This is a genomic window from Rhodopila sp., assembly GCF_965277825.1.
Lineage (GTDB): Bacteria > Pseudomonadota > Alphaproteobacteria > Acetobacterales > Acetobacteraceae > Rhodopila.
Genome location: NZ_OZ255846.1, coordinates 759,035 through 783,284, shown reverse-complemented (window position 1 = coordinate 783,284; position 24,250 = coordinate 759,035). Strand labels below are relative to the sequence as shown.

General features: G+C 60.8%; 19 protein-coding genes, 1 tRNA gene and 2 pseudogenes. 11 read left to right on the top strand and 11 right to left on the bottom strand.

The window, feature by feature from the left end:
- Positions 1-12: 12 nt before the first annotated feature.
- Positions 13-789, top strand: a pseudogene (locus ACQY4T_RS04210) (AMP-binding protein); the annotation flags it as partial.
- On the top strand, positions 764-1,111 hold the full coding sequence (locus ACQY4T_RS04205) for a hypothetical protein (RefSeq protein WP_428538094.1): 348 nt from the start codon (positions 764-766) through the stop codon (positions 1,109-1,111). The pseudogene ACQY4T_RS04210 and the gene ACQY4T_RS04205, both read left to right, overlap by 26 nt.
- 125 nt (positions 1,112-1,236) lie before the next feature.
- On the opposite strand, the pseudogene ACQY4T_RS04200 reads toward ACQY4T_RS04205, so the two are convergent.
- Positions 1,237-1,934, bottom strand: a pseudogene (locus ACQY4T_RS04200) (IS5 family transposase).
- A 297-nt stretch (positions 1,935-2,231) separates the two neighbouring features.
- On the opposite strand from ACQY4T_RS04200, the gene ACQY4T_RS04195 reads away from it, so the two are divergent.
- A protein-coding gene (locus ACQY4T_RS04195; RefSeq protein ID WP_428531896.1) for an IS630 family transposase occupies positions 2,232-3,301 on the top strand; the annotation gives its coding sequence in 2 pieces (ribosomal slippage) (positions 2,232-2,721 and positions 2,721-3,301; 1,071 coding nt in all).
- Between the two features lie 122 nt (positions 3,302-3,423).
- Here the strand turns inward: ACQY4T_RS04195 and pdxA are convergent.
- The 9 genes from pdxA to ACQY4T_RS04150 all read right to left on the bottom strand — a co-directional run bounded on the left by pdxA (position 3,424) and on the right by ACQY4T_RS04150 (position 16,597).
- The gene (pdxA, locus tag ACQY4T_RS04190; RefSeq protein ID WP_428538091.1) at positions 3,424-4,416 is read right to left on the bottom strand and encodes a 4-hydroxythreonine-4-phosphate dehydrogenase PdxA; all 993 of its coding nucleotides are present in this window, start codon (positions 4,414-4,416) and stop codon (positions 3,424-3,426) included.
- A 63-nt stretch (positions 4,417-4,479) separates the two neighbouring features.
- A complete protein-coding gene (gene lpdA / locus ACQY4T_RS04185) occupies positions 4,480-5,871 on the bottom strand; it encodes a dihydrolipoyl dehydrogenase (RefSeq protein ID WP_428538089.1) in 1,392 nt (463 codons plus the stop codon).
- Between the two features lie 58 nt (positions 5,872-5,929).
- Positions 5,930-7,273 carry a 2-oxoglutarate dehydrogenase complex dihydrolipoyllysine-residue succinyltransferase gene (gene odhB, locus ACQY4T_RS04180; RefSeq protein WP_428538086.1) on the bottom strand — a complete coding sequence of 448 codons (1,344 nt, stop codon included), beginning with the start codon at positions 7,271-7,273 and terminating at the stop codon, positions 5,930-5,932.
- 127 nt (positions 7,274-7,400) lie between these two features.
- Entirely contained in the window at positions 7,401-10,256 is a 2,856-nt protein-coding gene (locus ACQY4T_RS04175; RefSeq protein WP_428538083.1) for a 2-oxoglutarate dehydrogenase E1 component, read from the bottom strand.
- A 270-nt stretch (positions 10,257-10,526) separates the two neighbouring features.
- Positions 10,527-11,123 (bottom strand): DUF2852 domain-containing protein, encoded by a 597-nt coding sequence (locus tag ACQY4T_RS04170; RefSeq protein ID WP_428542702.1) that lies wholly within the window; start codon positions 11,121-11,123, stop codon positions 10,527-10,529.
- Between the two features lie 205 nt (positions 11,124-11,328).
- Positions 11,329-12,522, bottom strand: a complete 1,194-nt coding sequence (locus ACQY4T_RS04165; RefSeq protein WP_428538080.1) for a sulfotransferase — start codon at positions 12,520-12,522, stop codon at positions 11,329-11,331.
- 195 nt (positions 12,523-12,717) lie between these two features.
- Entirely contained in the window at positions 12,718-14,607 is a 1,890-nt protein-coding gene (gene cysN, locus ACQY4T_RS04160; protein ID WP_428538077.1) for a sulfate adenylyltransferase subunit CysN, read from the bottom strand.
- Positions 14,608-15,585, bottom strand: coding sequence for a sulfate adenylyltransferase subunit CysD (cysD, locus tag ACQY4T_RS04155; RefSeq protein ID WP_428538074.1), 978 nt, complete (start codon positions 15,583-15,585; stop codon positions 14,608-14,610). It abuts the gene before it with no gap.
- Between the two features lie 364 nt (positions 15,586-15,949).
- Positions 15,950-16,597, bottom strand: a complete 648-nt coding sequence (locus tag ACQY4T_RS04150) for a TetR/AcrR family transcriptional regulator (protein WP_428538071.1) — start codon at positions 16,595-16,597, stop codon at positions 15,950-15,952.
- Positions 16,598-16,920: 323 nt separating this feature from the next.
- On the opposite strand from ACQY4T_RS04150, the gene ACQY4T_RS04145 reads away from it, so the two are divergent.
- Both ACQY4T_RS04145 and folD read left to right on the top strand, forming a co-directional pair.
- Positions 16,921-17,235 carry a YggT family protein gene (locus ACQY4T_RS04145; RefSeq protein WP_428538068.1) on the top strand — a complete coding sequence of 105 codons (315 nt, stop codon included), beginning with the start codon at positions 16,921-16,923 and terminating at the stop codon, positions 17,233-17,235.
- Between the two features lie 127 nt (positions 17,236-17,362).
- The gene (gene folD / locus ACQY4T_RS04140) at positions 17,363-18,208 is read left to right on the top strand and encodes a bifunctional methylenetetrahydrofolate dehydrogenase/methenyltetrahydrofolate cyclohydrolase FolD (protein WP_428538065.1); all 846 of its coding nucleotides are present in this window, start codon (positions 17,363-17,365) and stop codon (positions 18,206-18,208) included.
- A gap of 146 nt (positions 18,209-18,354) precedes the next feature.
- On the opposite strand, the gene ACQY4T_RS04135 is transcribed toward folD, so the two are convergent.
- The gene (locus ACQY4T_RS04135) at positions 18,355-18,516 is read right to left on the bottom strand and encodes an ATP-binding protein (protein ID WP_428538062.1); all 162 of its coding nucleotides are present in this window, start codon (positions 18,514-18,516) and stop codon (positions 18,355-18,357) included.
- Between the two features lie 486 nt (positions 18,517-19,002).
- Here ACQY4T_RS04135 and ACQY4T_RS04130 point away from each other — a divergent pair, with 486 nt between their 5' ends.
- From ACQY4T_RS04130 to ACQY4T_RS04105, 6 genes are all read left to right on the top strand, one after another.
- Positions 19,003-19,203 carry a hypothetical protein gene (locus ACQY4T_RS04130; RefSeq protein WP_428538059.1) on the top strand — a complete coding sequence of 67 codons (201 nt, stop codon included), beginning with the start codon at positions 19,003-19,005 and terminating at the stop codon, positions 19,201-19,203.
- Positions 19,204-19,678: 475 nt separating this feature from the next.
- Positions 19,679-20,107, top strand: a complete 429-nt coding sequence (locus tag ACQY4T_RS04125; protein ID WP_428538056.1) for a hypothetical protein — start codon at positions 19,679-19,681, stop codon at positions 20,105-20,107.
- A 46-nt stretch (positions 20,108-20,153) separates the two neighbouring features.
- Positions 20,154-20,230 (top strand) — tRNA-Thr (locus tag ACQY4T_RS04120).
- Between the two features lie 204 nt (positions 20,231-20,434).
- A complete protein-coding gene (locus tag ACQY4T_RS04115) occupies positions 20,435-21,292 on the top strand; it encodes an IS1 family transposase (protein WP_428538053.1) in 858 nt (285 codons plus the stop codon).
- 11 nt (positions 21,293-21,303) lie between these two features.
- Positions 21,304-23,859, top strand: coding sequence for a DNA methyltransferase (locus ACQY4T_RS04110; RefSeq protein WP_428538050.1), 2,556 nt, complete (start codon positions 21,304-21,306; stop codon positions 23,857-23,859).
- A complete protein-coding gene (locus ACQY4T_RS04105) occupies positions 23,777-24,151 on the top strand; it encodes a type IIL restriction-modification enzyme MmeI (protein ID WP_428542699.1) in 375 nt (124 codons plus the stop codon). The genes ACQY4T_RS04110 and ACQY4T_RS04105 overlap by 83 nt, the downstream gene beginning before the upstream one ends.
- Positions 24,152-24,250: the final 99 nt, after the last annotated feature.

Below are 24,250 nucleotides of genomic sequence, written 5' to 3'. Positions count from 1 at the left end.
TGGTGGCAGACGGTACGCGAGTCGGGCGCAACGCTGATCCATTATCTTGGAGTCATGCCGGCGATGCTGACGGCTGATCCGCCGACGGCGAACGATCGGGACCACGCAGTTCGTTTCGGCTTCGGCGCCGGGGTCGACGGCAAGCTGCAAGCGCCGTTCGAGCAACGGTTTGGCTTCCTGCTGATCGAGGCCTGGGCGATGACCGAGACCGGCGCGGGTGCGATGATCGCAGCCAGTGACGAACCCCGCCATGTTGGCACCTGCTGCTTCGGCCGCCCTGGCCCCGAGGTCGAATGCCGCATTGTCCAGGAAGACGGCAGCAACGCGGAACAAAGCGAACTTCTGGTCCGCCACGCCGGACCCGACCGTGGTTTCGGTTTCTTCCGGGCATATCTGAAAGACGCCGCCGCCACCGCCGAGGCCTGGACAGACGGCTGGTTCCAAACCGGCGATGTGGTCCGACGCGGGCCGGACGGATCGTTGCACTTCGTCGACCGACGCAAGAACATCATGCGCCGCTCCGGCCAGAACATCGCCGCCGTCGAGGTCGAAAGCGCGCTCCGCCAGCACCACCGGGTCGCGGCGGCCGATCCGCACCAGCACCGATATCTACTTCCACGAACGCACGCCTTGGCACATCGGCACCGTCGCCCTGGACTGCGGCCCATCACTGGTTGCTCACCTGTATGGCGATGCCATCGAGGGCGACCGGGTCCGTATGACATTGCGTCTCGACAAAAGCGGCAACGCGGTGGCGCTGGCAATGCCGGAGCAGCCAACCGAGCATGAGGAGGACGGCGTGCAGTTGCGGGAACTGACATGCGATCCGAAGTTCCGCCGTGTGCTGATCACCGATGCCCGCAACGCCACCGGCCAGGCGATGGCGGCGGCGGGTGCCGCAATCATCTTCGCCGGCATCGCCGATGCATGGAAGCCGTTCCCGGGCGAGGCAGCACTCCGCGCGGTTCCAGGTGTGGAAATCGTTGCCCTGGACCTAACCGACGGTAATTACATAAGTCGGTGGTTGGCGAAATCGGCCATCGTGTCGACATACTTGTACATACCACAGACCACACTCGGGTGGGCGGGATCGTTGGCCGTCATGGGCTGACGATCGTGCGCGAGGAGATCGACATCCGCTACTTCGGCCTGCTGCGGCTGGCGCAGCAATTAAACCGATTTGGTCTCTGTAAAGGGTGATTTTCCCGCCGGTTGGACTAGGCTCCGGACTCAATTTCAAGTCCACCAGATGATGATGGCCGCCAGTGCGACTGTCGCGCTGAAATTTCGCTTGAGCTTGTCGTAGCGGGTGGCGACGCGGCGCCAATCCTTCAGATGGGCGAAGGCTCGCTCGATCAGATTGCGTAGTTTGTAGATCGTGGTGTCGAACGCGGGGACGTTCTTGCGCCTCGGGTTGGGCTTGATCACCGGGGTGGTTCCGCGCTCTGCCAGCGAGCCGCGAAGGTCGTCGCTGTCATAGGCGGTATCGCCGAGCAGATGGTCGGCCTTTGGCAGTTTCGCCAGCAAGTCGTTGGCGGCTCGTATGTCGCTTCTCTGCCCGGGGGTTAGATCGAACCCGATCAGACGCCCGCGGCGGTCGGCAACGGCGTGGATTTTCGTCGTTCGGCCGCCTCGGCTGCGCCCGATCGCCTGCAAATCGGCCCCCCTTTTCCTCCGCCACTGCATCGGTGCGCCTTGGCGGTGGTGCTGTCGATGCTTTGCAAATCAACCGCCTCCGGGGTGATCAGCTGTTGCAGTATGCGCTGCCAGATGCCGGATTTCGACCACCGGTTAAAGCGATTGTAGATCGTGGTATGCGGGCCATAGACTACGGGACAGTCGCGCCAGCGGCAACCAAACTTCAGCACATGCAGGATGCCGCTGATGCGGCCCGGCCTGACCCCTCGACGATGGGTCGGGATCAGCGGTTGAATCGCCGCCCACTATTCGTCGTTCAGCCAGTATTCGTTTGCCATTCACCTGTCCCCAGTCAAGCTGGGAAGCTTGAATGGCAACCAACCGAGCCGGGACAAGAGTTATTGTTTAATTGGATTCTGAGCCTACGCCAGGGTCAGGGTTCCTCATCAGATTATTAAATCGAAAACATGGCGATTTATACCAGCCGCCACTGAAGACGACTCTCGCTAGATTTCTCGGCCCCCCGATTCTCAAGACCGCGAAAGTACGATTCGCTCTCGCTGCAGCATCGATTCGCTGCATTGGAGGACGCGATGAGCGCAGCGATCAAAATTACTCGCATCGACCACGCGCCGGCGGAACTGCGTGCCCTGGCGGCGAAGAGCGACGACGCCGGCCAGGCCCGGCGGCTGTTGGCAATCGCGATGATCCACGACGGGGTCTCGCGGCTTGATGCCGCGCGCCAGGCGGGCATGGACCGTCAGACCCTGCGCGACTGGGTGCATCGTTATAACCATGCCGGCCTTGACGGCCTGGTGTCGCGCAAGCCACCGGGGGCGCGCGCCAAACTGAGCGAGGCGCAGATGGCGGAACTGCGCGAGCTGGTGATCGCCGGGCCTGATCCGAACATCCATAAGGTCATCCGCTGGCGCTGTGTCGATCTGCGCGCCGAGGTGACAAGGCGGTTCTCGGTCACCGTACCCGAACGCACGATCGGCAAGTGGCTGCACAAACTGAAGCTCACCCAGCTGCAGCCGCGGCCGTATCATCCCAGGAAGGATGCGGCGGCGCAGGAGGCTTTTAAAAAAACTTCGGTGCCAGCCTGAAGCAAGCCCTGAACGGCTGCACCGCGGCCACGCCGGTGGAGATCTGGTTCCAGGATGAGGCCAGGGTCGGGCAGAAAGGCTCGCTCAGTTATGTCTGGGCGCCGGTCGGTTCGCGTCCGCCGATGCTGCGCGACAACCGCCACGACACCGCCTACATCTTTGGCGCGATCTGTCCGGCACGCGGTGTCGGCGCGGCGATCATCGCGCCAGCCGCCAACATGGAATGCATGAACCTGCACCTCGCCGAGATCAGCACGCAGGTCGCGCCCGGCTCGATCGCGGCGATTATCTGTGACGGCGCCGGGTGGCATCAGCGCGGCGGCGACATCAAGCTGCCCGACAACATCGTGCTGTTGCCGCTGCCGCCCTACGCCCCGGAACTTAACCCGATGGAGAATGTCTGGGATTACCTTCGCGCCAACAAACTCTCCGCCTGCGTATGGGACAGCTACGACGAGATCCTCGAGGCTTGCGCAGAGGCCTGGAACTGGCTGGTCGATGATCCAGATCGAATTCGATCCATTGGCACCAGGGAGTGGGCAACAGTCAGTGTCTAGGGCGGCTGGTATTAGGTCTAGATCTAGAGGCTCCGCGTGGGAACAAACCCTTGATCCCGATATCGGCTGATCTGTGCTTGAGCCGATCTCATGAAAACCCCTCCGCGCCACCACCTTCCCGGCTATGCTCGCCGACGCCGGGCCAGCTCCCCGGCCAACGCGATCGCGGCCAGCAGGCTAGTGGCATCGGCCACGCCTTTGCCCGCGATATCGAAGGCGGTGCCATGATCGGGCGACGTCCGCACGATCGGCAGCCCCAAGGTCACGTTTACGCCATGGTCCATGTCCAGCGTCTTAAGCGGGATCAGGGCCTGGTCGTGGTACATGCAGATGGCCACGTCATAGCGGCTGCGCGCGGCGGCGGTGAACATTGTGTCGGGCGGCCAGGGACCAGAGACCTCGATTCGCTCGGCTCGCAACACGTCAATAGCCGGCCGCACCAGCGTGGTTTCCTCAGTTCCCAGTGCGCCCCGCTCTCCAGCGTGGGGATTTAGCCCGGCGATTGCCAGACGAGGGGAGGCGATGCCGAAATCGCGGCGCAGCGCAGTGGCGGTGGTGCGACCAGCCGCGACGATCATCTCGGTTGTCAGCATCTCGATCGAATCCCGCAATGACGCGTGTACCGTCACAGGCACGACACGTAGCATCGGACTAACGAGCATCATGATCTGCTGCCCGGTGGCGCCGGTCAGTTCAGCGAGAAATTCGGTATGCCCAGGAAAGGGAAAACCGGCTCTGTACAAGCCGGCCTTATTGATCGGATTGGTAACGACGGCACCGACCGTCCCGGCCAGCGCAAGCTTCGTCGCCTGCTCGATCGATGCAACGACCGCAACCGCGTTCGCCGGATCGGGCCGTCCCGGAATTGCGGCCGAAGCCAGCGGCACGGCCAGAACAGGCAGCGCCGATTGAAACGCTTCAGTAGCCTCGTCAGCATGTCTCACTGTCCGCAATGGCACCACAAGGCCTTGATCGAGCGCCAATTGCCGCAGCCGAACCGGATCATCCAGCGCCACGAACGCGATCCCGCTTTCGCGCAGCGCTAGCCACGCTTTTAGGGACAGTTCACCGCCAATCCCCGCCGGGTCGCCCATTGTCAGCGCAAGCGGTTTCACCGCTCCGCGTCCGCGCACAGCACATCGCGTTGCCGCACCGAATTGAACGTCAGTTCCATGACCTCAGATATGGATTGCCCGTCCGCCGGCCGCTAGGGCCGCTTCCTTTACTGCCTCGCTGAGCGTCGGATGGGCGTGGCAAATCCGCGCGACGTCCTCGGCCGAAGCTCCGAATTCGATCGCGGTGGTCAGTTCCGCGATCAATGTACCAGCATCGGGGCCAAGCACATGCGCGCCAAGCAATCGGTCGGTCGATTTCTCCGCCAAGATCTTCACAAAACCGTCGGTGTCCCCCATCGCGCGCGCCCTGGAGTTCGCGGTGAACGGGAATTTGCCGATTGAATAGGCGACCCTGCCAGCCTTCAGTTCTTCCTCCGTCCGCCCCACCGAGGCAACTTCTGGCCACGTATAGACCACCCCGGGGATCGCCCCGTAGTTAACGTGCCCTACCTGTCCGGCTAGGATCTCCGCCACCGCGACACCTTCGTCCTCGGCCTTATGCGCAAGCATCGGGCCAGCTATCGCGTCGCCGATAGCGTAGATACCCGACACGTTGGTGGCGTAGCTGGCATCGACCTTGACCCGTTGGCGGTCATCGAGCTCGACGCCGACCTGCTGCAAGCCAAGGCCATCGGTATAGGGACGACGGCCAACCGAAACCAGGACCACATCCGCTATGATCGTCTCCGCCGCGCCGCCCTTGACGGGCTGCATCGTCAGGGTAACCCCATCTGCCGTCGTTGCTGCCTGGCTAACCTTCATGCCCAGGCGGAACTTCAGCCCCTGCTTCTGCAGGATGCGTTGGAACGCCGAGGCGATTTCGCTGTCCATTCCTGGTACAATCCTGTCCAAGAACTCGACAATGGTCACCTCGGCGCCGAGACGGTGCCAGACACTGCCAAGTTCCAGCCCGATATACCCGGCACCAATCACGACCAAGTGCCTGGGAACAATTGGAAGTTCCAGCCCACCGGTTGAGGTGACGATCCGCTCTTCATCGACCGCAACACCGGGCAGCGGGACGCTCTCGCTGCCGGTCGCGATGACAATGCTTTTCGCGGTATAGGGAGTGCCGTCGACATCGACTGTGCCAGGCGCGGCGATCCGGCCAGTGCCCTTCAGCCAAGTGACCTTATTCTTGCGAAACAAGAATTCGACGCCCTTGGTGTTGGCGTTGACGACCTCGTTCTTGCGCGCTTGCATACGAACGAGATCCAGCTTCACGCTATCGACCATCACGCCATGATCCTTTAGCGAATGGCCGGTTTTCTCGAACTCCTGCGATGACTGCAGCAGCGCCTTGGACGGGATGCAGCCGATGTTCAGACAGGTCCCGCCGAGTGTCGGACGCTTCTCGACGCAGGCTACTTTCAGCCCTAATTGAGCGGCGCGGATGGCACAGACATAGCCGCCCGGCCCCGAACCGATGACGATGACGTCGAATGAATCGCTCATGTAGTCCTCGGGGTTACTCGCCGCTATCGACGTTGGACGGTTGTGCTGCGACGGCCACTCAGAGATCCAGCAGCAGCCGGCGCGGATCTTCCACGCCTTCCTTGACCCGGACCAAAAAGGACACCGCCTCCTTGCCGTCGACGATGCGGTGATCGTAGGACACTGCGAGATACATCATTGGCCGGATCTCGATCTTGCCGTCGACAACCATCGGGCGCTCCTGGATCTTGTGCATCCCGAGGATCGCCGACTGCGGGGGATTCAGGATCGGCGTCGACATCATTGATCCATAAATGCCGCCATTGGTAATACTGAACGTGCCGCCGGCCAGATCCTCGAGCTTGAGGACGCCGTCGCGAGCACGCTTGCCGAAGTCGGCGATTGCCGCCTCGATGCCGGCAAATCCGAGCTGGTCGGCGTCGCGGATCACCGGAACCACGAGACCGGTCGGGCCACCTACGGCGATGCCCATGTTGACGAAGTTCTTGTAGACGATGTCGTCGCCGTCGATTTCGGCATTGACCGCAGGAAATTCCTTCAGCGCCACGCAGCAAGCACGGACGAACACGCTCATGAAGCCGAGCCGGATGCCCTTGTGCTTCTTCTCGAATGCTTCGCGATATTGCGTCCGCAGCGTCATGATCGCCGACATGTCCACCTCGTTGAAGGTGGTCAGCATCGCGGCGTTGTTCTGCGCTTCCTTCAGCCGCAGCGCGATCGTGCGGCGGAGGCGGGTCATTTTCACCCGTTGTTCCCGAGGCTCATCCTGACGCGGCCCTCTTGTGATCGGTGCCGGTGGAGCAGGAGCAGCGCGATTGAGAAAATCCAGAACGTCGCCCTTGGTGATGCGCCCGTCCTTGCCAGTCCCCCCACCGAGTGCTTCGGCTGGAACCTTGTTCTCCTCAATCAGCTTTGCGGCAGCCGGCAGCGGCGCGTGAGCCGTCGCCGGGGCGTCACGGGTAACCCCACTGGGTTCGGCAGGGCGGGACACCGGACCCAGCGGGCGCGGCGGCGGATGAACCCCGGGCGGCGGATTGGCGGCCGGCCGTGGTTCGGCGACAGACGATGGCGGCTGCGCGGCTGCGGATGTCGGCTGCGGCTCGCGTGCCACCTTCTTTGGCGGCGAGGCCGGTGCGGTCTTGGCCGGGCCGGCGGCTTCTCCCGCGGCGCCATCTACCAGGCCAAGGATCGAACCGACCTCGACCTCGATGCCCTCGGCCACGACGATCGAGGACAGCACGCCCCGGGCCGGAGCGTTGACCTCCACGGTCACCTTATCGGTTTCCAGTTCGACCAGCGGCTCGTCGGCAACCACCGCTTCACCTTGCTGCTTGATCCAGCGGGCAACCGTGGCGGTTGTGACGCTCTCGCCCAACGCGGGCACAACGATTTCAGTCGCCACGGCGATATGTCTCCAGGCGTGGGTCAGCAGGGGGCGTGGGTCAGCAGGGGGCGTGGGCCAGCGGGGGGCGCAAGTCAGCAGCAGGCGTCAGTGAGGAGCGGGTTTTAGGGAAACAGCGCTTGGCGGTCTAGCCGATACCAAGCAGCGTGGCTACCAGGCGCGCCTGCTGAACGACGTGGGCCTTGGCCAAGCCGGTCGCCGGGCTGGCGGCGGGGTCACGGCCGACGTAGGTCGGCCGGCGAACCTTTGTGTCCAGGCGACCGAGCACCTTTTCAATGCGACGGTCGACGAATTGCCAGGCACCCATGTTCTCGGGCTCTTCCTGGCACCACACGACGTCGGCGTTGACGTAAGGTGCCAACACACGGCGGAGGGTGTTTTCCGGAAAAGGATAAAGCTGTTCCAGCCGGATGATGGCGATGTCCTTGATCAGCTTCGACCGGCGTTCGGCGAGGAGATCATAATACACCTTGCCGGAGCAGATCGCCACGCGGCGCACCTGGTCGGGCGGCGCGATCGCGTCGATTTCCGGGATCACGAATTGGAATCCAGTATGCTCGGCGAATTCGGCCAGCCGCGACACCACCAGCTTGTGGCGCAACAGCGACTTCGGCTCGAACACGATCAGCGGCTTGCGGAAGTTGCGGTGCTGCTGCCGGCGCAACGCATGAAAATAGTTGGCAGGAGTAGTGAGGTTGCAAATATACATGTTTCGTTCGGCACAGAGCTGCAAATACCGCTCTATGCGTGCCGAGGAGTGTTCTGGACCCTGACCCTCGTAACCGTGCGGTAGCAGCAACACCAAGCCCGACATTCGCAGCCATTTGGTTTCGCCGCTGGCCAGGAACTGGTCGATAATGACCTGCGCACCATTGGCGAAGTCGCCAAATTGCGCTTCCCACAGCACCAGGGTCTCCGGATCGGCCAACGAGTAGCCGTACTCGAAGCCCAGCACGCCGGCTTCCGAAAGCAGCGAATTATAGATCTCGATCCGCGCCTGGTCTTCGGCGATGTTGTTAAGCGGGGTGTATTCGTGCTGATTCACCTGATCGATCAGCACCGCGTGGCGCTGGCTGAAGGTGCCGCGCTGACTATCCTCGCCGGACAGTCGCACACGGGTCCCTTCCAGCAGAAGGCTGCCATAGGCCAGTGCCTCCCCCGTCGCCCAGTCGATACTTTCGCCGCTATCGATGGCGTGCTTTTTAGCCTCAAGCTGGCGGCTGATCTTCGGGTTGAGGTGGAAGCCATCCGGAACTTGCGCCAGCGCGGTGCCAATCCGCCTCAGCGTCTCGTTCATGACGGCGGTGGGTTGCTCGGCCAGTTCGTCTTCCTGCTGATCCACCGGGGCGAAGCCGGACCAGTGCCCTTCCAGCCAGTCCGCCTTATTTGGCCGATATGCCTTAGCCGCAGCGTTGGCGGCTTCCAGCGTCTTGGTGAACTCATCCAGCATTGCCTTGGCCTCGGCGGCCGGCACGATGCCCTCGTTGGCCAGCTTCTCGGCATAAAGCGTGCGGGTGGTTTTGGTGGCGTCGATCGCCCGATACATCAGCGGCTGAGTAAAGGCCGGCTCGTCGGTCTCGTTGTGGCCATGCCGGCGGTAACAGACAATGTCCAACACGATGTCGCTGTTGAACTTCATGCGGTACTCCGCGGCCATCCGTGAGCAGAATACCACTGCCTCGGGATCGTCGCCGTTGACATGCAGGATTGGCGCCTGGATCGACTTCGCCACGTCCGTGCAGTACAGTCCGGAGAACGCGTGCGCCGGAACAGTGGTGAATCCGATCTGATTGTTGACGACCAGGTGGATCGTCCCCCCGGTGCGGTAGCCGATCAGTTGGCTCATCGCCAGCGTCTCGTAGACCAGCCCCTGGCCGGCAAACGCCGCGTCGCCGTGCATCAGGATCGCCATCACCGACTTGCGCGTCTTGGTATCGCCGGAGCGGTCCTGCCGGGCGCGAACTTTGCCGACGACGACTGGATCGACTGCCTCCAGGTGCGACGGATTCGGCTGTAGTGACAGGTGCACGTTGTGGCCATCGATCTCCAGGTCGGTGGAGGTGCCCAGATGATACTTCACGTCGCCTGACCCCTGCACATCGTCAGGCTTGAAGCTCTCTCCACCGAACTCGCTGAACAGCGCGGTCAGCGGCTTCCGGACGATATTGACCAAGGTGTTGAGCCGGCCGCGATGTGGCATGCCGATCGCCACCTCGACCACACCTGACGACGCGGCAACGGCAATCATCGCATGCAACGACGGGATGGTGACCTCGCCGCCTTCCAGGCCGAAGCGCTTGGTGGTTACGTAACGCTTCTGGCAAAACGCCTCGAAGGCTTCGGCTTCGGTCAACTGGCGCAGCACGGTGCGCTGTTCAGCGGCATCGAACGTGGTTCGCCAGGGTGCGCCCTCAACCTTGCGCTGGATCCAGGATTTCTGTTCGGGGTCCTGTATGTGCATGAATTCGACACCGATCGGGCCGCAATAGGTTTGTCGCAGAACCTGCATGATCTCGCGCAGGGTGGCGGTTTCGCGACCCAGCACGTTGTCGATAAAGATCGGCTTGTCGAGATCAGCCTCGGTGAAGCCATAGGAAGTCGGATCCAACTCGGCGTGCTTGTGCGGTGACTGCAGACCGAGCGGATCAAGTTGCGCCTCAAGATGGCCCCGCACCCGATAGGACCGGATCAGCATCAGCGCCCGCAGCGAGGTGATCGTCGCAGCCCGGACCTGATCCGGTGCCAGCCCGTCTGTCGTCGGCTTGGACCTCGCTTCACCCGCCATGAGGCCGCGGCGCGGCGCCCAGGACGCACCCGTGGCATCCTCCAAAACGGCACGGGCCTCGTCATTCATAGCAGCGAAAAGTTCAGCGAAGCTGGGGTCGACTGCCGACGGGTGGGACGCCCACCGTGCATAAAGATCGGCCAAAAAGGCTGCGTTGGCGCCATTGAAGGCTGACGCCAGGATGTCGATGCCGGCCATTTGTTACGATCCTCTAGCTGTCCGTGACGCGCCTCTCAGACAAGCACGAAGCTGACGAAAAGCGCTTTTGGCTGCGTCGGGATTGGCGCAACGAGCAGTCCGGAGATGTCGGACGGGATATGGTTGCAGGCTGCGCACAGCCGATGAATGTAGAGTACGCAAGCGGAAGGTGAGCGAAACAGAAAATGCGCCCAGCCCCAGTTTAAGGGTGGATGGACGCATTGAGAGTTGGTAGGCGAAATCGGTGAATACAACCTAGTCCGCGAAGCGTCAGGTGGCGGGCTGCTCATCTGTCGGTGGAGCGGGCGGGCGAGCCCGGCGTTCGGCCATGAATTGGTCGAATTCCGACTTGTCCTTAGCGAAACGAAGGCGCTCCAGGAACGACCCGAACTCTTTCTGTTCCTCTTCCATGCGACGCAGGGTCTCGGTCTTGTATTCATCGAATGCTCGGTTGCCCGAGGTCGAGGCGGCACGACCCGATGGTCCGCAGGCCCAGGTCTTCCAATTCGCCCACGGGCCAGCGTCCTGCCAGTTTTGTTGGTTCATAGCTCGTCTGCGACGGCCCAGGCATCCCATGCGACCACTCCCTATCATATAAATCAGGAAAGCGACTCCGACCGGCCACCAGAACAGGAAGCCAAGTATGGTGAAGGCGATTGCGGCCGGGCGGCTGAGCCCGGCGTGGTGCCAAAATGGCCCAACCCAGGCCGGGTTGCCCGAACCCGGACCCCAATTCTGGGCCCCCGAATTCTGCCCAGCGTAGCTGGCCCCGTTATTGTTTTGTTGCCACTGAGGGGCCTGGTTGTTGCCCCAGGGCCCTTGGTTCCAGCCACGTGGTCCGTAGGCGTCTTGATTGGCAGCGCTCATCATTGAGGGCCTCATGTGAATGTAAAACACATTTACATAAAGGCAGCCGAGGCTGAACGTCAAGCCGTTAGCGGAGCCGCTTGTAGCAAAATCGTCGGCAGCGATGCGGGCGGGGAAAGATGCCCTTGTGGGGCACCGGGTTGGGAAGGGCCTGCTTAAGCGGGCGTGATGGTGCAATGCGATCGCCGTGGACGAAGGGACTGGCTTAAATTTCGTATCCAAACTGGTCCAAAAAGGGATTGAATTCTTCGCATCTTTTGCGTTGTTCGGCCGTCAGATCTTTTTTCCAGCGACCGATCGACGCAGCCGGCGTGACGCTCGTGGCGTGGGTCGCGAACAGGGTGCTCATCCCGTCTTGATCGGAAACGATCGGCGCCAGCCCGAGATACCCGAAAAGCCGACCTACGGTTCTGGCGTTGTCCAACACGAAATCCTCGTATTTAAGCAGCATAACGCTGTCATTCCTTGCCGCATCGATGGTTTGCAAGTTCCTCGCCGCGCTTTTGGTGGCGTCCATCACCCGATCGAAGGCCGAACCGTTTGAGGAGCGGGCGGAACAAACGACATCGCGTAGATCGCGAATCAGCAAGATCTCCTTTGTTTTCGGGAACATGTAGCGAATCCCAAGCCGAGAATCTCGTTCGGGAAGCGTCTTTTCGGCAAAGAAAATCGGATAATCTATCGCCTGATCGCGAGCAACTTCCTCATAATAATCAAGAATGATTTCGCGAAACGCTGTTGCGAGCCGAGCGGGAAGGCGATTCGTCATGAAGTGGTCGAGGACCATCGGGTTCTTGAACACCTCGCCATGGCCTTTGCGGAAATACGGGTTGAAGCCGATTTGATACTTGTTTTCTCCCGCCGTTATCCTGTCGGTGGCCAATGATTTCTCGTGGTCGGCGTTGGCGACATGGGTTCTCAGGGCATAGGCATAATAACATCCTAATTCGATCTCGAACGGTCGTGTTCCCGCCACGACGATGTTTGGGTGCTGCGCCAGACTAGCCATCACCGCCGTCGAACCGGTGCGTCCCATGGTGGTCAGCAACACCGGCGCAACGGGACGAAGCACGGAGACCGTAGGGTCTGGCGATATCGCTTTGATTTCAGATTGATCCTGAGTCAGATAGAAGTTTGATCCTGTGACCCGAACCAAGACCTCTTGCTGCTGATACATTGATAGCGGATTTGAGAAATGGACGTTGAATGAATAACTGCCTGTCGCGTCAGGATCGAGTTCATCGAGTTTTGGTCTAAAGATGGCGGCCTTGACGACGTTAAGTACTTGACCCTCGACCAAAATATCGACGCGTAACGATTTCTTCCAGTCGTCCCGATCAGCGACCCAGCCAGATACGCGGAACCGGTTAACCTCGTCTACATAACCGACGTAGTCCATCTGTCCTCGTTCCACTGATCAGCATTCGACGCAGCGCGATACCGAATCTACGGGCGGTGATTGCCGCCAAGGGGATCGGCCGTAGCGCAATCATTGCCATGGTTTCGAGCGTAACCGATCTGGCGGCGCGAGCGCAACAAGATGAGCGGAACCGATGCCGATCCAGCAGGTCTAAGGCTGGGTGGAACGACATGCTTAACACAGGGCGCGCAGCCGCAACTCCTGCAACACCTGCTCGACCGACTCCTCAGCCGTGGCCGCCGACGCCCGTACGCGAATGTCGGGGGCAGCGGGCGTCTCATACGGCGCATTGACTCCGGTGAAGTTCTGGATAAGCCCGGCATCTGCCTTGCTGTACAAACCCTTCGGATCACGGCGTCGACACTCCTCGATCGGCGTATCGATGAACACTTCCAGGAACTCTCCCGGCGGCAGCTTTTCGCGTGCGGCGTCGCGGTCCGCCTGATAGGGCGAGATGAAAGATACGATCACCAACAAGCCGGCATCCGCCATTAACGCCGCGACCTCGCCGACCCGGCGGATATTCTCTACCCGATCCGCCTCGGTGAAGCCGAGGTCGCGGTTCAGCCCATGGCGTACGTTGTCGCCGTCCAGCACACAGGTGTGCAGCCCCTCGGCGTGCAGCTTGCGTTCGAGCAGGTTGGCGATGGTTGATTTGCCGGCCCCGGACAGCCCGGTGAACCAGAGCACCGCCGGCTTCTGGCCTTTCAGCGCGGCGCGTGCGGCGCGATCGACGTCCAACTCCTGCCACCGAATGTTCGTGGCGCGCCGCAGAGCGAAATCGATCATACCGACGCCTATCGTGGCGTTGCTCTGACGATCGATGACGATGAAGCCGCCAAGGTCGCGGCTTTCGGCGTAGCTCTCGAACGCCACCGCGGTGGCGAAACTCAGATTGACCACGCCGACCTCATTCAATGCCAGTTCATCCGCTTGCATCTGCCCGTGGGTGTTCAGATCCAAGCGATGGCGAATGCGCGTGATGCTACCGCTGATAGTACGGGCGGCGAGCTTGAACAGATAGGTTCGTCCGCTCTGCAACGCTGTTTCGCTCAACCAGATCATGTGTGCCTGGAACTGATCGGCCACTCCGACCGGGGCATCGCTCGCTGCCAATACGTCGCCCCGCGATATGTCCAAGTCGTCGGCCAGGACGAGCGTTATCGCGTTTCCGGGATGTGCCTCAAGCAGTGCCCCGTCTGCGGTGATGATCTCGGTGACCTGAGTTTGTCGCCCGGAAACAGCGACAGTCACCCTGTCGCCCGGCCTGATCCGGCCACTGGCGATGGTGCCTGCATAGCCGCGAAAGTTCGAGTTGGGCCGACTGACCAATTGCACAGGCATACGAAACGGACGGCTGACGGCTTCGCCCAGTTCAAGACCCTCGAGCTGCTGCAACAGACTCGGTCCATGATACCACGGCATCCTCCGGCTTTGGTCGATCACGTTGTCGCCGAACCGCGCCGACAGCGGGATCGCCACCAGACTGCGGAAATTGAATGCCTCCACAGCCGCCTTGTAGTCGGCCGAAATCTCTTCAAATATGACCTGGTCAAAATCCACCAGGTCGATCTTGTTCACTGCCAAGACGACGTGAGCGATCCCCATCAGACTTGCGATGAGGGAATGCCGACGCGTTTGCGTTAGCAGCCCTTTACGCGCGTCCACCAGCACGATCGCAAGATCCGCGGTGGATGCACCCGTGGCCATATTGCGCGTGTACTGTTCATGGCCTGGGGTATCCGCGACAATGAACCGTCGTTCTGATGTCGTAAAAAATCGGTAGGCGACATCGATCGTGATCGCCTGCTCGCGCTCCGCTTCGAGTCCGTCCACCAATAGCGAATAGTCGACATCCTCGCCGGTAGTCCCGTATCTGAGGCTGTCGCGCCGCAGGGTCGCGAGCTGGTCTTCCGGGATCGACCCGGTTTCGTACAACAAGCGCCCGATCAGGGTTGATTTACCGTCATCGACACTGCCGCAGGTGATGAAGCGCAGCAATCCTTCTGATGCTGGAGGCGACGATTCGGTTTGCGTAGCACGATCTTCGATGGCGGTTCCCATTCAGAAGTATCCCTCTCGCTTTTTCCGCTCCATCGAGTCGTTCTCGTCGCGATCGATCAGCCGTCCGCCGCGTTCCGAGACACGCGACGTCATAATCTCCTCAACGATCTCGGGCAGGTTCGATGCCGTCGATTCCACAGCGGCGGAGAGCGGATAGCATCCGAGCGAGCGGAAGCGCACCCGTTTGAGCTTTGGCATTTCGCCGGGGTCGAGACGCATCCGCTGGTCATGCACAACGATCCATACCCCCTCGCGATTCACGACCGGGAGATCCTGCGCGTAGTACAATGGGACGATCGGGATGTCTTCCTGGGCGATGTATTGCCAAATATCAAGTTCTGTCCAGTTGGACAGCGGAAACACCCGGATCGACTCGTTGGCGTTTATCCGGCTGTTGTATAGCCGCCAGAACTCGGGACGCTGGTTCTTCGGGTCCCAGCCTTGTGCCGCATCACGAAACGAGAAGATGCGCTCCTTTGCGCGCGACTTCTCCTCATCACGACGTGCACCGCCGAACGCTGCATCATACCCGCCGCTGCTAAGCGCCTGCTTCAGCGCCTCGGTCTTCATCGTATGCGTATAAAAACCGCCATGGTCGAATGGATTGATGCCCTGCCGTCGGCCTTCCTCATTCGTATGCACGATCAGTCGCAATCCGTAACGGGCGGCCATTGCGTCACGGTGCGCGATCATCTCGCGAAACTTCCACCCTGTATCGATGTGCAGCAAAGGGAAGTTCGGCTTGGCCGGATAGAACGCCTTGAGCGCCAGATGCAGCAGCACCGACGAGTCTTTGCCGATCGAGTACAGCATCACGGGAGCACGGCATTCCCCCGCAACTTGTCGAAAAACGTAGATACTCTCTTCCTCGAGCCGTCGCAGGTGCGAGGTGGGCCTGATCGAGCTTGCTGCCGATGGCCCGAGGGTTTTCTCTTCCGGCGGGGTAACCTGGCTGGTCAAATGCATGTTGTCGAACACCTGTAGCACGTTTCATGCGGATATCAGCCTGGAGCAGTCCACTCGTTGTCGTTGGCGGACGACCGCGGCAAGCGTAGTGACAAAACGAATAACGATCCAACGCTCTGGTCGGCTCTGCGGTCGATAACCGGTCGCGCCGAGAAAATGCTAGAGCGCCGACTTCGCAACGTGGCATCCGCCAAGTAGATTTGATATGACAACTATATCCTCCGGGCGCGGATCTACTTAAGCTTCGGGGATCGATGAAGTCAGGCGGTTGTAGATAATCTCATCAAGCCGAGCAACACCTTCCGCTACCCCAAGGAGGTAAGTTCGCGGGGCGGGGCGCAGCTTGGTCCAGCGGGGCCGGCGCTGCTCGGAACGCCTATTCCCCGGCCGCCAGACCCAGGCTTTGCAGGTAGATGAGAACTCCCGCCTCAAGTAAATCCTCGGCCGCCATCGGTAACTTGCGTCGCGACGGACTCTGCCGCACGAACAGCGATGCGACGCCGTGCGCCATCGACCAGATGTGGAGCGCCATCATCAATGAGGGCGGCCGGCGTCTCTTCGGAAGGGTAGCCGCAACCTGGTCTGCTGCCTCCCGCAACTCCGCGAATGCCCTGTCTGCAGCAGACTGCAGCCCCGGATGAGCGTCGACCACAAGGTGCGAATCGAACATTGCCGCATAATATGCTGGCTCATTGCGCGCGAACGCCAGGTAGGCGATGCCGAGATCCTCAAATGCCCGCACCGGCTCCCCCCGTCCGCCGTTCCATGCTTGCGCGAGCCTCTGCGCCAACCGGTCGTAGCCGCGCAGCGCCACCTCGGCGAGCAGCGCATCGGCGTCGCGGAAATGGCGGTAAGGCGCGGCCGGGCTGACCTCGGCGAGCCGGGCAGCCTCGGCAATCGTGAATCCAGCCGGACCCTTCACGCCGATCAGTTCAAGCGCGGCTTCGATCAGGGCTTCGCGCAGGTTGCCGTGGTGATAGCCGCGCCGCCCCGAACCGCCCTCGCCGGGCCCTGACCAACTCATGTGCCTAATTTGCTCATGTGACGGTGTTTTACATGAGTCGCACACCCGATCCAGCAAAGCACGAAAAAAACCCGGCCACCGAAGCGGCCGGGCTAGGTTAAGGTCCGGGGTTGACAAGGATCACGGGTGATCCGGCGGCCGCGGCAGTAAACGGGCAGCGTTGGCCGCCGCGGCACACCATACCGATCAGCCGTGAAACATCTGTGATCCCCATCACATTTGGCTCCGCCCCAGGCGCAACAGTCATCGGATGCCCGCAAGGCTTGTTGCGGAACAGCGCAGCCGTCGCTAGCTTTCGCGGCCGAACCTGGAGTGTTCGCCAAATGATCCGGCCACTTTTCTGGCTGCTGCTCGAGGCCCTGAATCTTTATTGGTGGGCCGTCCTGCTGGCCGCCATCTTCAGCACGCTCGCGTCATTTGGCGTCATCGATACCCGCAACCGTATCGTCTGGAGCATCGGCGACTTCCTGTATCGCATCACTGAACCGGCATTGCGGCCAATCCGCAACATTTTGCCCAATTTCGGCAATATCGATCTGAGCCCGCTTATCCTGCTCTTGCTGGTCCAGGGGACGATTATGATAGTGGCCAACATCGAAGCCGCGATCCTTACCGGTGCAATGCAGTACCTGCTTTGAGAGCGGGCTCGCGGGCCTCTGACGTGACCCTGAAAGTTCGACCTAATCCCTCCCGTTCGGGAAATTGCCAGGAATCTCGGCCAACCGCGCCCGCCGCCGTTCTGGCGGTTATGCGAGCGGAAACCGCGTGACCGCCCGGTTGATCGACGGCCGAGCCGCTGCCGCAGCGTTGCGGGTCGAGGTTGCGGCCAGAGTGGCCGCCGCCGGCTTTGCTCCCGGCCTTGCCGTGGTCCTGGTCGGCGAGGATGCCGCCAGCAAAGTCTATGTCCGGACCAAGGACCGCGCCGCGCGAGAGGCCGGGATCGAAACCCGCACCATCCGCCTTCCGGTCGAAACCGGCCAGACCGAGCTCCTGGAAGCTATACGGAATTTGAACGACGACCCGACGATCGATGGCATTCTGGTGCAGTTGCCGCTGCCGCGCGGGACCGATGCACCGGCTGTGATCGAGGCAATCGACCCCGCCAAGGATGTCGACGGCTTCCATCCGATGAACGTCGGCCGGCTCGCCGAAGGCCGCCCTAACTTAGTGCCATGCACCCCGCTGGGGGTGATGAAACTGCTCCGCGCCGCCGGGGTCACCACTGCGGGCGCCCGAGCCGTTGTGCTGGGTCGGTCGGCGATCGTCGGGCGGCCATTGGCGTCGATGTTGCTGGCCGCCGATGCGACGGTGACCATCGCCCATTCGCACACCCGCGACCTGCCGGCCGAGTGTCGCCGCGCCGACATATTGATCGCGGCGGTCGGCAAGCCGGAGATGGTCAAGGCCGATTGGATCTGCCCCGGTAGTGCGGTGATCGACGTCGGCATCAACCGCATGCAGGACGGCCGCCTGACCGGTGATGTTGCGTTCGCGGCCTGCAAAGCGGTCGCCGGCGCGATCACTCCGGTCCCCGGCGGAGTCGGTCCGATGACGGTGGCGTGCCTCCTGGAGAACACCCTGACCGCCGCGTTTCGCAGACGCGTCGCCTGATCATATGCTAATTGTGAGCGGTGCCAATAATGAAAAACGGGCCCAGCGCGATTGCGCGGGAGAAAACCAAGAAGCGCTGGATCCAACGGGCAGGCTTCGGCCGCTAACGACCCTTCAAAAGGCGATCTCCGTGTTGGTTGGCGCGATTAAGCACCTGATATGAGTTGATTGGCGTGCGCCGCCTCGGCCAGTTCGTTGATCAGCGCCGTCGCGGTGGTGAAGCGCATCCGGCGACGCTGGCGGCAGGCCGCCACGCACAACTGCGTCGCCAGATGGGTTTTCCCCGTGCCCGCCTCGCCGACCAGCAAAACCGGCTCCCCCCTTGGTCACATAGTCGCCCTCGGTCAGCGCGCGCAGTTGCGCAGCCGAGACGCCGGAGCGGTCGAACTCGAACCCATCCAGCGTCTTCATCCGCGGCAGCTCCGCCTCATGTAGAAACCGGGTGATGGCGCGGCTCTCCCGCTCCTCCATCTCCGCACGGACGCCACGTCGCAGGCACCAAGCGACTCCGTGGCGGCGACCGCCGCGCGCAGCCGGTCGTGGCCAAACTCTGGGCCCAGCGCCAGCACAGCCACCATGGCGCGGGTGCCGTTCTGCCTACCGTGCCGCCCTTGCAGACGGTTCCAGAGCTCGTCATAGCAGCAAGGCCAGCGACCCGTCTCGCGCCACTGTGCCAACTGTTTCGATCCCGGGTAGTGTCTCAGTTCGAATAAAGTCCTAGCTGGCTTTGTTCGCGGGGTATCGCGGGTGGTGGTATTATAAGGCATGGTATCCCCCGCCCGAAAGAGCCGCCCATGAGCAACACGACATATGAAATCATCAAAGATGGCGACAGGTATAAGGTGCAAATCAAACGCCTTGGTGAATTTGTCCATGAAGCAGACGGGTTCGCGTCGATATTTGATGGCAAATCATGGGTTGCACAGGATGAGCACCTTGCCGTCATAGACGAGCAACAAGAGCCGGTGGCTCCGCCGCACTTGCGGGTGGTTTAACCCGTGCCAAAGACCCCGAAACGACCCCGCGATCCGAACCAGCTCGCGAAGCTGATCGTCGATCTGGCGGCGGGTTTGGAGCCTGACGTGAAGCCTGACGTGCTTACGCCAGCGCAGGAGTTCGCGCGGTCAGGTGGGCAGAAGGGCGGCAAGGCACGAGCCCGCGCCTTAACGCCGGAGCGTAGGGCGGAAATCGCACGAGTCGCAGCCGCGAAAAGGTGGAAAGAGCGCGATGCCGACTGATTAGTATACGTTAACTCCGATATTAACTTATCAATTATTCCAATACGATAGCCGCTCTCTGAGCGTTGCCAAAGAAAAGAGTGTTGCGAAACGCGAAAGCATCCGTTATCAACTTACCCACTGAAATGGTCCTCGTGGCGGAATGGTAGACGCGGCGGTCTTTAAAACCGATGCCCGGCAGGCACTGTGGGTTCAAATCCCACCGGGGACACCACCGTTCTGGAGACACATAATGGCCTCCCGCATGAGCACACATCAGACCTTACTCTCTCTCAAAACGGAGAGAGACCGCCTTGAGAGCAAGCTAAAAGATAAACGTAGCGAAATCGACTCTTTGGACGGTGAACTTCGGGGCATCAACCGGGCCATTGCAATTCTGAAGGGTCTGGAACATGCCCCTGCACCTATTGAGCAGCGAAGAGGACGTGGTTCGGTAAAGGACGTGGTTCTGGGGTTGATTGGTGAGCACCCGGACGGAGGCTTGAAGACTGTTGATGTCGTTGATCTGGCCAAAGCCAGAGGCGTTGATCTCGACCGCAACAGCGTCGCGTCTCTTCTTAGCCGTTTAGCGCGGGATGGCATTCTGGCATACGATAAGGACACCCGCCAATACAGTCTTCCCCCTCGCCCCGAGCCGACGCCCTTACGTAGCGTCGCTTAGAGGAATTCCAACGCCCGAAGCGCTAACTTCAGGCGTTGGTAGCGGTGGTCCCGTAGCTCAACTGGATAGAGCAGGTGATCCGTAATCCCAAGGTTGCCCGTTCGAGTCGGGTCGGGACCACCAGCAGACGCAGACTTCGATGCCCGGCAGGACTTTCGACATCCGTTCTGTTAAGAGTGATTGTCGCCAATCCTCTTAACTTAGCAAACAGTTTTTGCAGCAACCAATTAGGAGTCAAACATGAGTCAACATAACAGAACACGTTAACTCGTCCATAGTGAACCATCATGCTTGACAGGTAGGCATGATGTTCATATACCCATGTGTATGAACAAGCTCCCCCGTGAGGCGCGCATTCAGATCATCTCCCTGCTGGTCGAGGGCATGAGCCTCCGCGCCGTTACTCGCATCACGGGCGTAAGCATCAACACCGTGACGAAGCTGCTGATCGACGCAGGCAAAGCTTGCTCTGAGTTTCAAAGCTTGGCGTTCCGTAACCTGACTTGCCGTCGCATCCAGGTCGATGAAATCTGGGCTTTCTGCTACGCCAAGCAGCGTAATGTTGAGACTGCAAAAGCCGCTCCGGAAGGTGCTGGCGACGTGTGGACATGGACGGCGATCGATGCCGACACGAAGCTGATCCCTTCCTGGCTTGTCGGAGATCGCAGTGGTGAGACAGCCAAGACGTTCATTTCCGACCTAGCCAGTCGCTTGATCACGCGCGTTCAACTGACCAGCGATGGCTATAAGAGCTATCTGCAAGCCGTTGAGCAGGCTTTTGGCGGCGATATCGATTACGCCATGCTGGTGAAGCACTACGGTGAAGCAGCGGAACCGGCTGGCCGCTACAGTCCCGGCATTTGCACGGGCACCGACAAGGAAGCAATTACCGGCAATCCTGATCCCAAGCATGTCAGCACGAGTTATTCGGAGCGCAGCAACCTGACGATGCGGATGCACATGCGACGGTTCACGCGCCTAACCAATGCCTTTTCAAAGAAAATCGAGAACCATGCCTATTCCGTGTCGCTGCACTTCATGGCTTACAACTTCGTTCGCATCCACGGCTCATTGCGCTGCACCCCTGCTATGGCGGCTGGGGTGTCAAAGCGCCTTTGGGATATCAGCGACATCGTGACGGTGATCGAGGATTGGGAAGTTCGGCAGGATAAGCTGGTCGGCTAGGGAAACCAAACATGCCGCTGTCACTGAATGAGATACGTGCGCGCGCCTTCGCCTTCGCCAAGGAATGGGCAGATGAGGCCAGCGAAGACGCAGAGGCCAAGTCCTTTTGGGATGGCTTCTTCACCGTTTTCGGCGTGCATCGGCGCCGCGTCGCCACTTTCGAAGAGCCGGTGAAGAAGGCATCGGGCAACGGCGGCTATATAGACCTGCTGTGGCGCGGCGTGCTGCTGGTAGAGCACAAGTCTCTCGGCAAGGATCTGGATCGGGCGAGGGGCCAAGCTTTCGACTACTTCTCCGGCCTAAAGGATCGCGATCTGCCGCGCTACGTCATTGTGTCTGACTTCGCCCGCATCCGACTCTACGATCTGGAACCGGATACAGTGACACATGCCCGGTTGCTGCTACTCGCACAGGGCCGGGGCTCCGATCCCGAAGCGGACAGCAAGCGCTTCATCGAGTTCCCGTTGTCAGAACTCCCACAGCGCATCGGCGTCTTCGGCTTCATGAGCGGTTACGAGCCGCAGTCGTTCGGCAACGAAGACCCGGTTAACGTAACGGCGGCCGAAAAGCTGGGCGCATTGCACGACCTGCTCAACGCGTCAGGCTACAGCGGGCATGAACTTGAGGTGTTCCTGGTCCGCGTCCTGTTCTGCCTGTTCGCGGACGACACCGGCATATTTGAGCGCGGCGCCTTCCGGCAATTTGTCGAGCAGCGCACCGCTGAGGATGGGTCCGACCTTGGGTTGTGGCTGGCGAAGCTTTTCGACGTGCTCAATCGCCCCAAAGAGCGGCGCGCGAAGGCGCTGGACGAGCAGTTAGCGGCCTTCCCGCACGTCAACGGCAAGCTGTTCGCGGAGCCGGTTGCTCCACCCGACTTCGACAGCAAGATGCGCGACACGCTGTTCACCTGCCTCGTGTTGGATTGGAGCCGCATCAATCCATCAATTTTTGGCGGCATGTTCCAGTCCATCATGGACGCAAAGAAGCGCCGGAATCTCGGAGCGCACTACACGACCGAGACGAACATCATGAAAGCGCTGCGGCCCTTGTTCCTCGACGCTCTGCGGGCCGAATTCGAACAAGTGCGTGGCAGTACGCGCCGCCTGAATGAGTTCCATGCAAGGCTTGCCGCGATGCGCATCATGGACCCGGCCTGCGGATGCGGCAATTTCCTCGTCATCGCCTACCGCGAACTGCGCCTTCTAGAAATAGAGGTTTTGCGCGAGCTGCTGAAAACCGAGCGCAACCTGAACCTCGATGTGCTGGCCCTAATCCACTTAGATGTTGACCAGTTTTATGGGATCGAACTGGAAGAATGGCCGGCTCAGATCGCGCAGGTAGCGCTCTGGCTCATGGACCACCTGATGAATCTCGCGGTCTCAACTGAGTTTGGCCACTACTTCGCACGCCTGCCGTTGCGAAAGGCCCCTACCATCATCCACGGCAATGCTTTGCGGATGGACTGGCGTGATGTGGTCGCTCCGCAGGTGCTGACGTATATCGTCGGCAATCCGCCGTTCTCGGGTGCCAGGGTCATGTCGTCCGCACAGAAGGCGGACTTGGCAGTCGTATTCCAGGCTGGCGTGGCGTTACTCGACTACGTGTCCGGCTGGTATTGGAAGTCACTCGACTTTATGAAGGAGAATCCGCGCATCGAGGCGGCGCTTGTCTCGACTAACTCGATCACGCAAGGCGAGCAACCCGATGTTCTTTGGGCGCCCCTCCTTGCTAAGGGCCTCCGAATCAACTTTGCCCATCGCACGTTCGAATGGGAGAGCGAGGCGCGCGGCAAGGCCGCCGTGCATTGCGTCATCGCCGGCTTCGCCTTGGCGGATCGTCCCACGAAAGTCATCTTCGATTACGAGAGACCCCGCTCCCCGGCACAAGCAGTCGGCGCCAAGAACATCAACCCATATCTGGTTGACGGTCCCGACGTGACTTTGCCCAAACGGACAAGGCCGATTTCGGACGCGCCCGCCATGACGTTCGGCAGCATGGCCAATGACGACGGGCATCTGCTGTTGACGGATCACGAGAAGAAGGAACTGCTTGCCGCTGAGCCAGCCGCCCAAACTTATAGCCGGCGCTTCATCCAAGTGGATGAACTGCTCTACGGAGCGAACAGATGGTGCTTGTGGCTGGCGGATGCTCCGCCGGGAGCCTTGAGGAATATGCCCCTGGTTCTCGCGCGGGTCCGCCGCGTCGCGGCGTATCGTAAGGCCAGCAGGAGGGAAGCAACGAAGAGGCTTGCCGATACTCCCGCCCTATTCGGCGAGATACGGCAGCCTGCAAGCCCGTACTTGGTGATCCCCCGCCACACTGGCGAGAGCCGACGCTATATCCCAATGGCATACGAGGACCCCAAGGTAGTCTGCGGAGACGCCAACCTGATGCTCACAAATGCCACGCCTTACGTGTTCGGTATTCTCACGTCGATAATGCACATGGCATGGATGCGGGCGGTATGCGGCAGGATCAAGAGCGATTACCGATATTCCGCCAAGATCGTTTTACAACAACTTTCCCTGGCCGGAATCGTCGCCAAAACAAAAAGAGACCATCGCTGATGCGGCACAAGGGGTCCTAAACGCGCGATCCCGGTTTCCCACTTCCTCACTTGCGGAACTCTATGCCGAAGCCGCCATGCCGGCCGCACTGGTGGGGGCACACGCGGCCCTAGATCGCACTGTGGATACCGCCTACACGCGACGGCGTTTTTCCAGCGAAGCCGAACGGGTCGCCTTCCTGTTCGAGCGCTACGAAACCCTTGCCGCACCGCTCGCGCCGAATTTGGGAAAGCTTGCCTCGCGCCACAAGCTAAAGTCTAGGACTGCATTCCACCTCGGAAATTCAAACTGAGACACTACCCGTAACACACTCACTCTGTCCTGCTCAGAAGAGGGTGGGTCAGTTTTCGACTGCCGTTGACACACCGTCGACTCAGCGACCGTGACGTCC

Bases quoted from the DNA above. Each gene is read 5' to 3' on its own strand.
- ACQY4T_RS04205 (WP_428538094.1), top strand. From the start codon at position 764: ATGCCGGAGCAGCCAACCGAGCATGAGGAGGACGGCGTGCAGTTGCGG.
- lpdA (WP_428538089.1), bottom strand. From the start codon at position 5,871: ATGAGCGATTCATTCGACGTCATCGTCATCGGTTCGGGGCCGGGCGGC.
- ACQY4T_RS04175 (WP_428538083.1), bottom strand. From the start codon at position 10,256: ATGGCCGGCATCGACATCCTGGCGTCAGCCTTCAATGGCGCCAACGCA.
- ACQY4T_RS04170 (WP_428542702.1), bottom strand. From the start codon at position 11,123: ATGAGCGCTGCCAATCAAGACGCCTACGGACCACGTGGCTGGAACCAA.
- ACQY4T_RS04165 (WP_428538080.1), bottom strand. From the start codon at position 12,522: ATGGACTACGTCGGTTATGTAGACGAGGTTAACCGGTTCCGCGTATCT.
- cysN (WP_428538077.1), bottom strand. From the start codon at position 14,607: ATGGGAACCGCCATCGAAGATCGTGCTACGCAAACCGAATCGTCGCCT.
- ACQY4T_RS04150 (WP_428538071.1), bottom strand. From the start codon at position 16,597: ATGAGTTGGTCAGGGCCCGGCGAGGGCGGTTCGGGGCGGCGCGGCTAT.
- ACQY4T_RS04145 (WP_428538068.1), top strand. From the start codon at position 16,921: ATGATCCGGCCACTTTTCTGGCTGCTGCTCGAGGCCCTGAATCTTTAT.
- ACQY4T_RS04130 (WP_428538059.1), top strand. From the start codon at position 19,003: ATGAGCAACACGACATATGAAATCATCAAAGATGGCGACAGGTATAAG.
- ACQY4T_RS04125 (WP_428538056.1), top strand. From the start codon at position 19,679: ATGGCCTCCCGCATGAGCACACATCAGACCTTACTCTCTCTCAAAACG.
- ACQY4T_RS04115 (WP_428538053.1), top strand. From the start codon at position 20,435: ATGAACAAGCTCCCCCGTGAGGCGCGCATTCAGATCATCTCCCTGCTG.
- ACQY4T_RS04110 (WP_428538050.1), top strand. From the start codon at position 21,304: ATGCCGCTGTCACTGAATGAGATACGTGCGCGCGCCTTCGCCTTCGCC.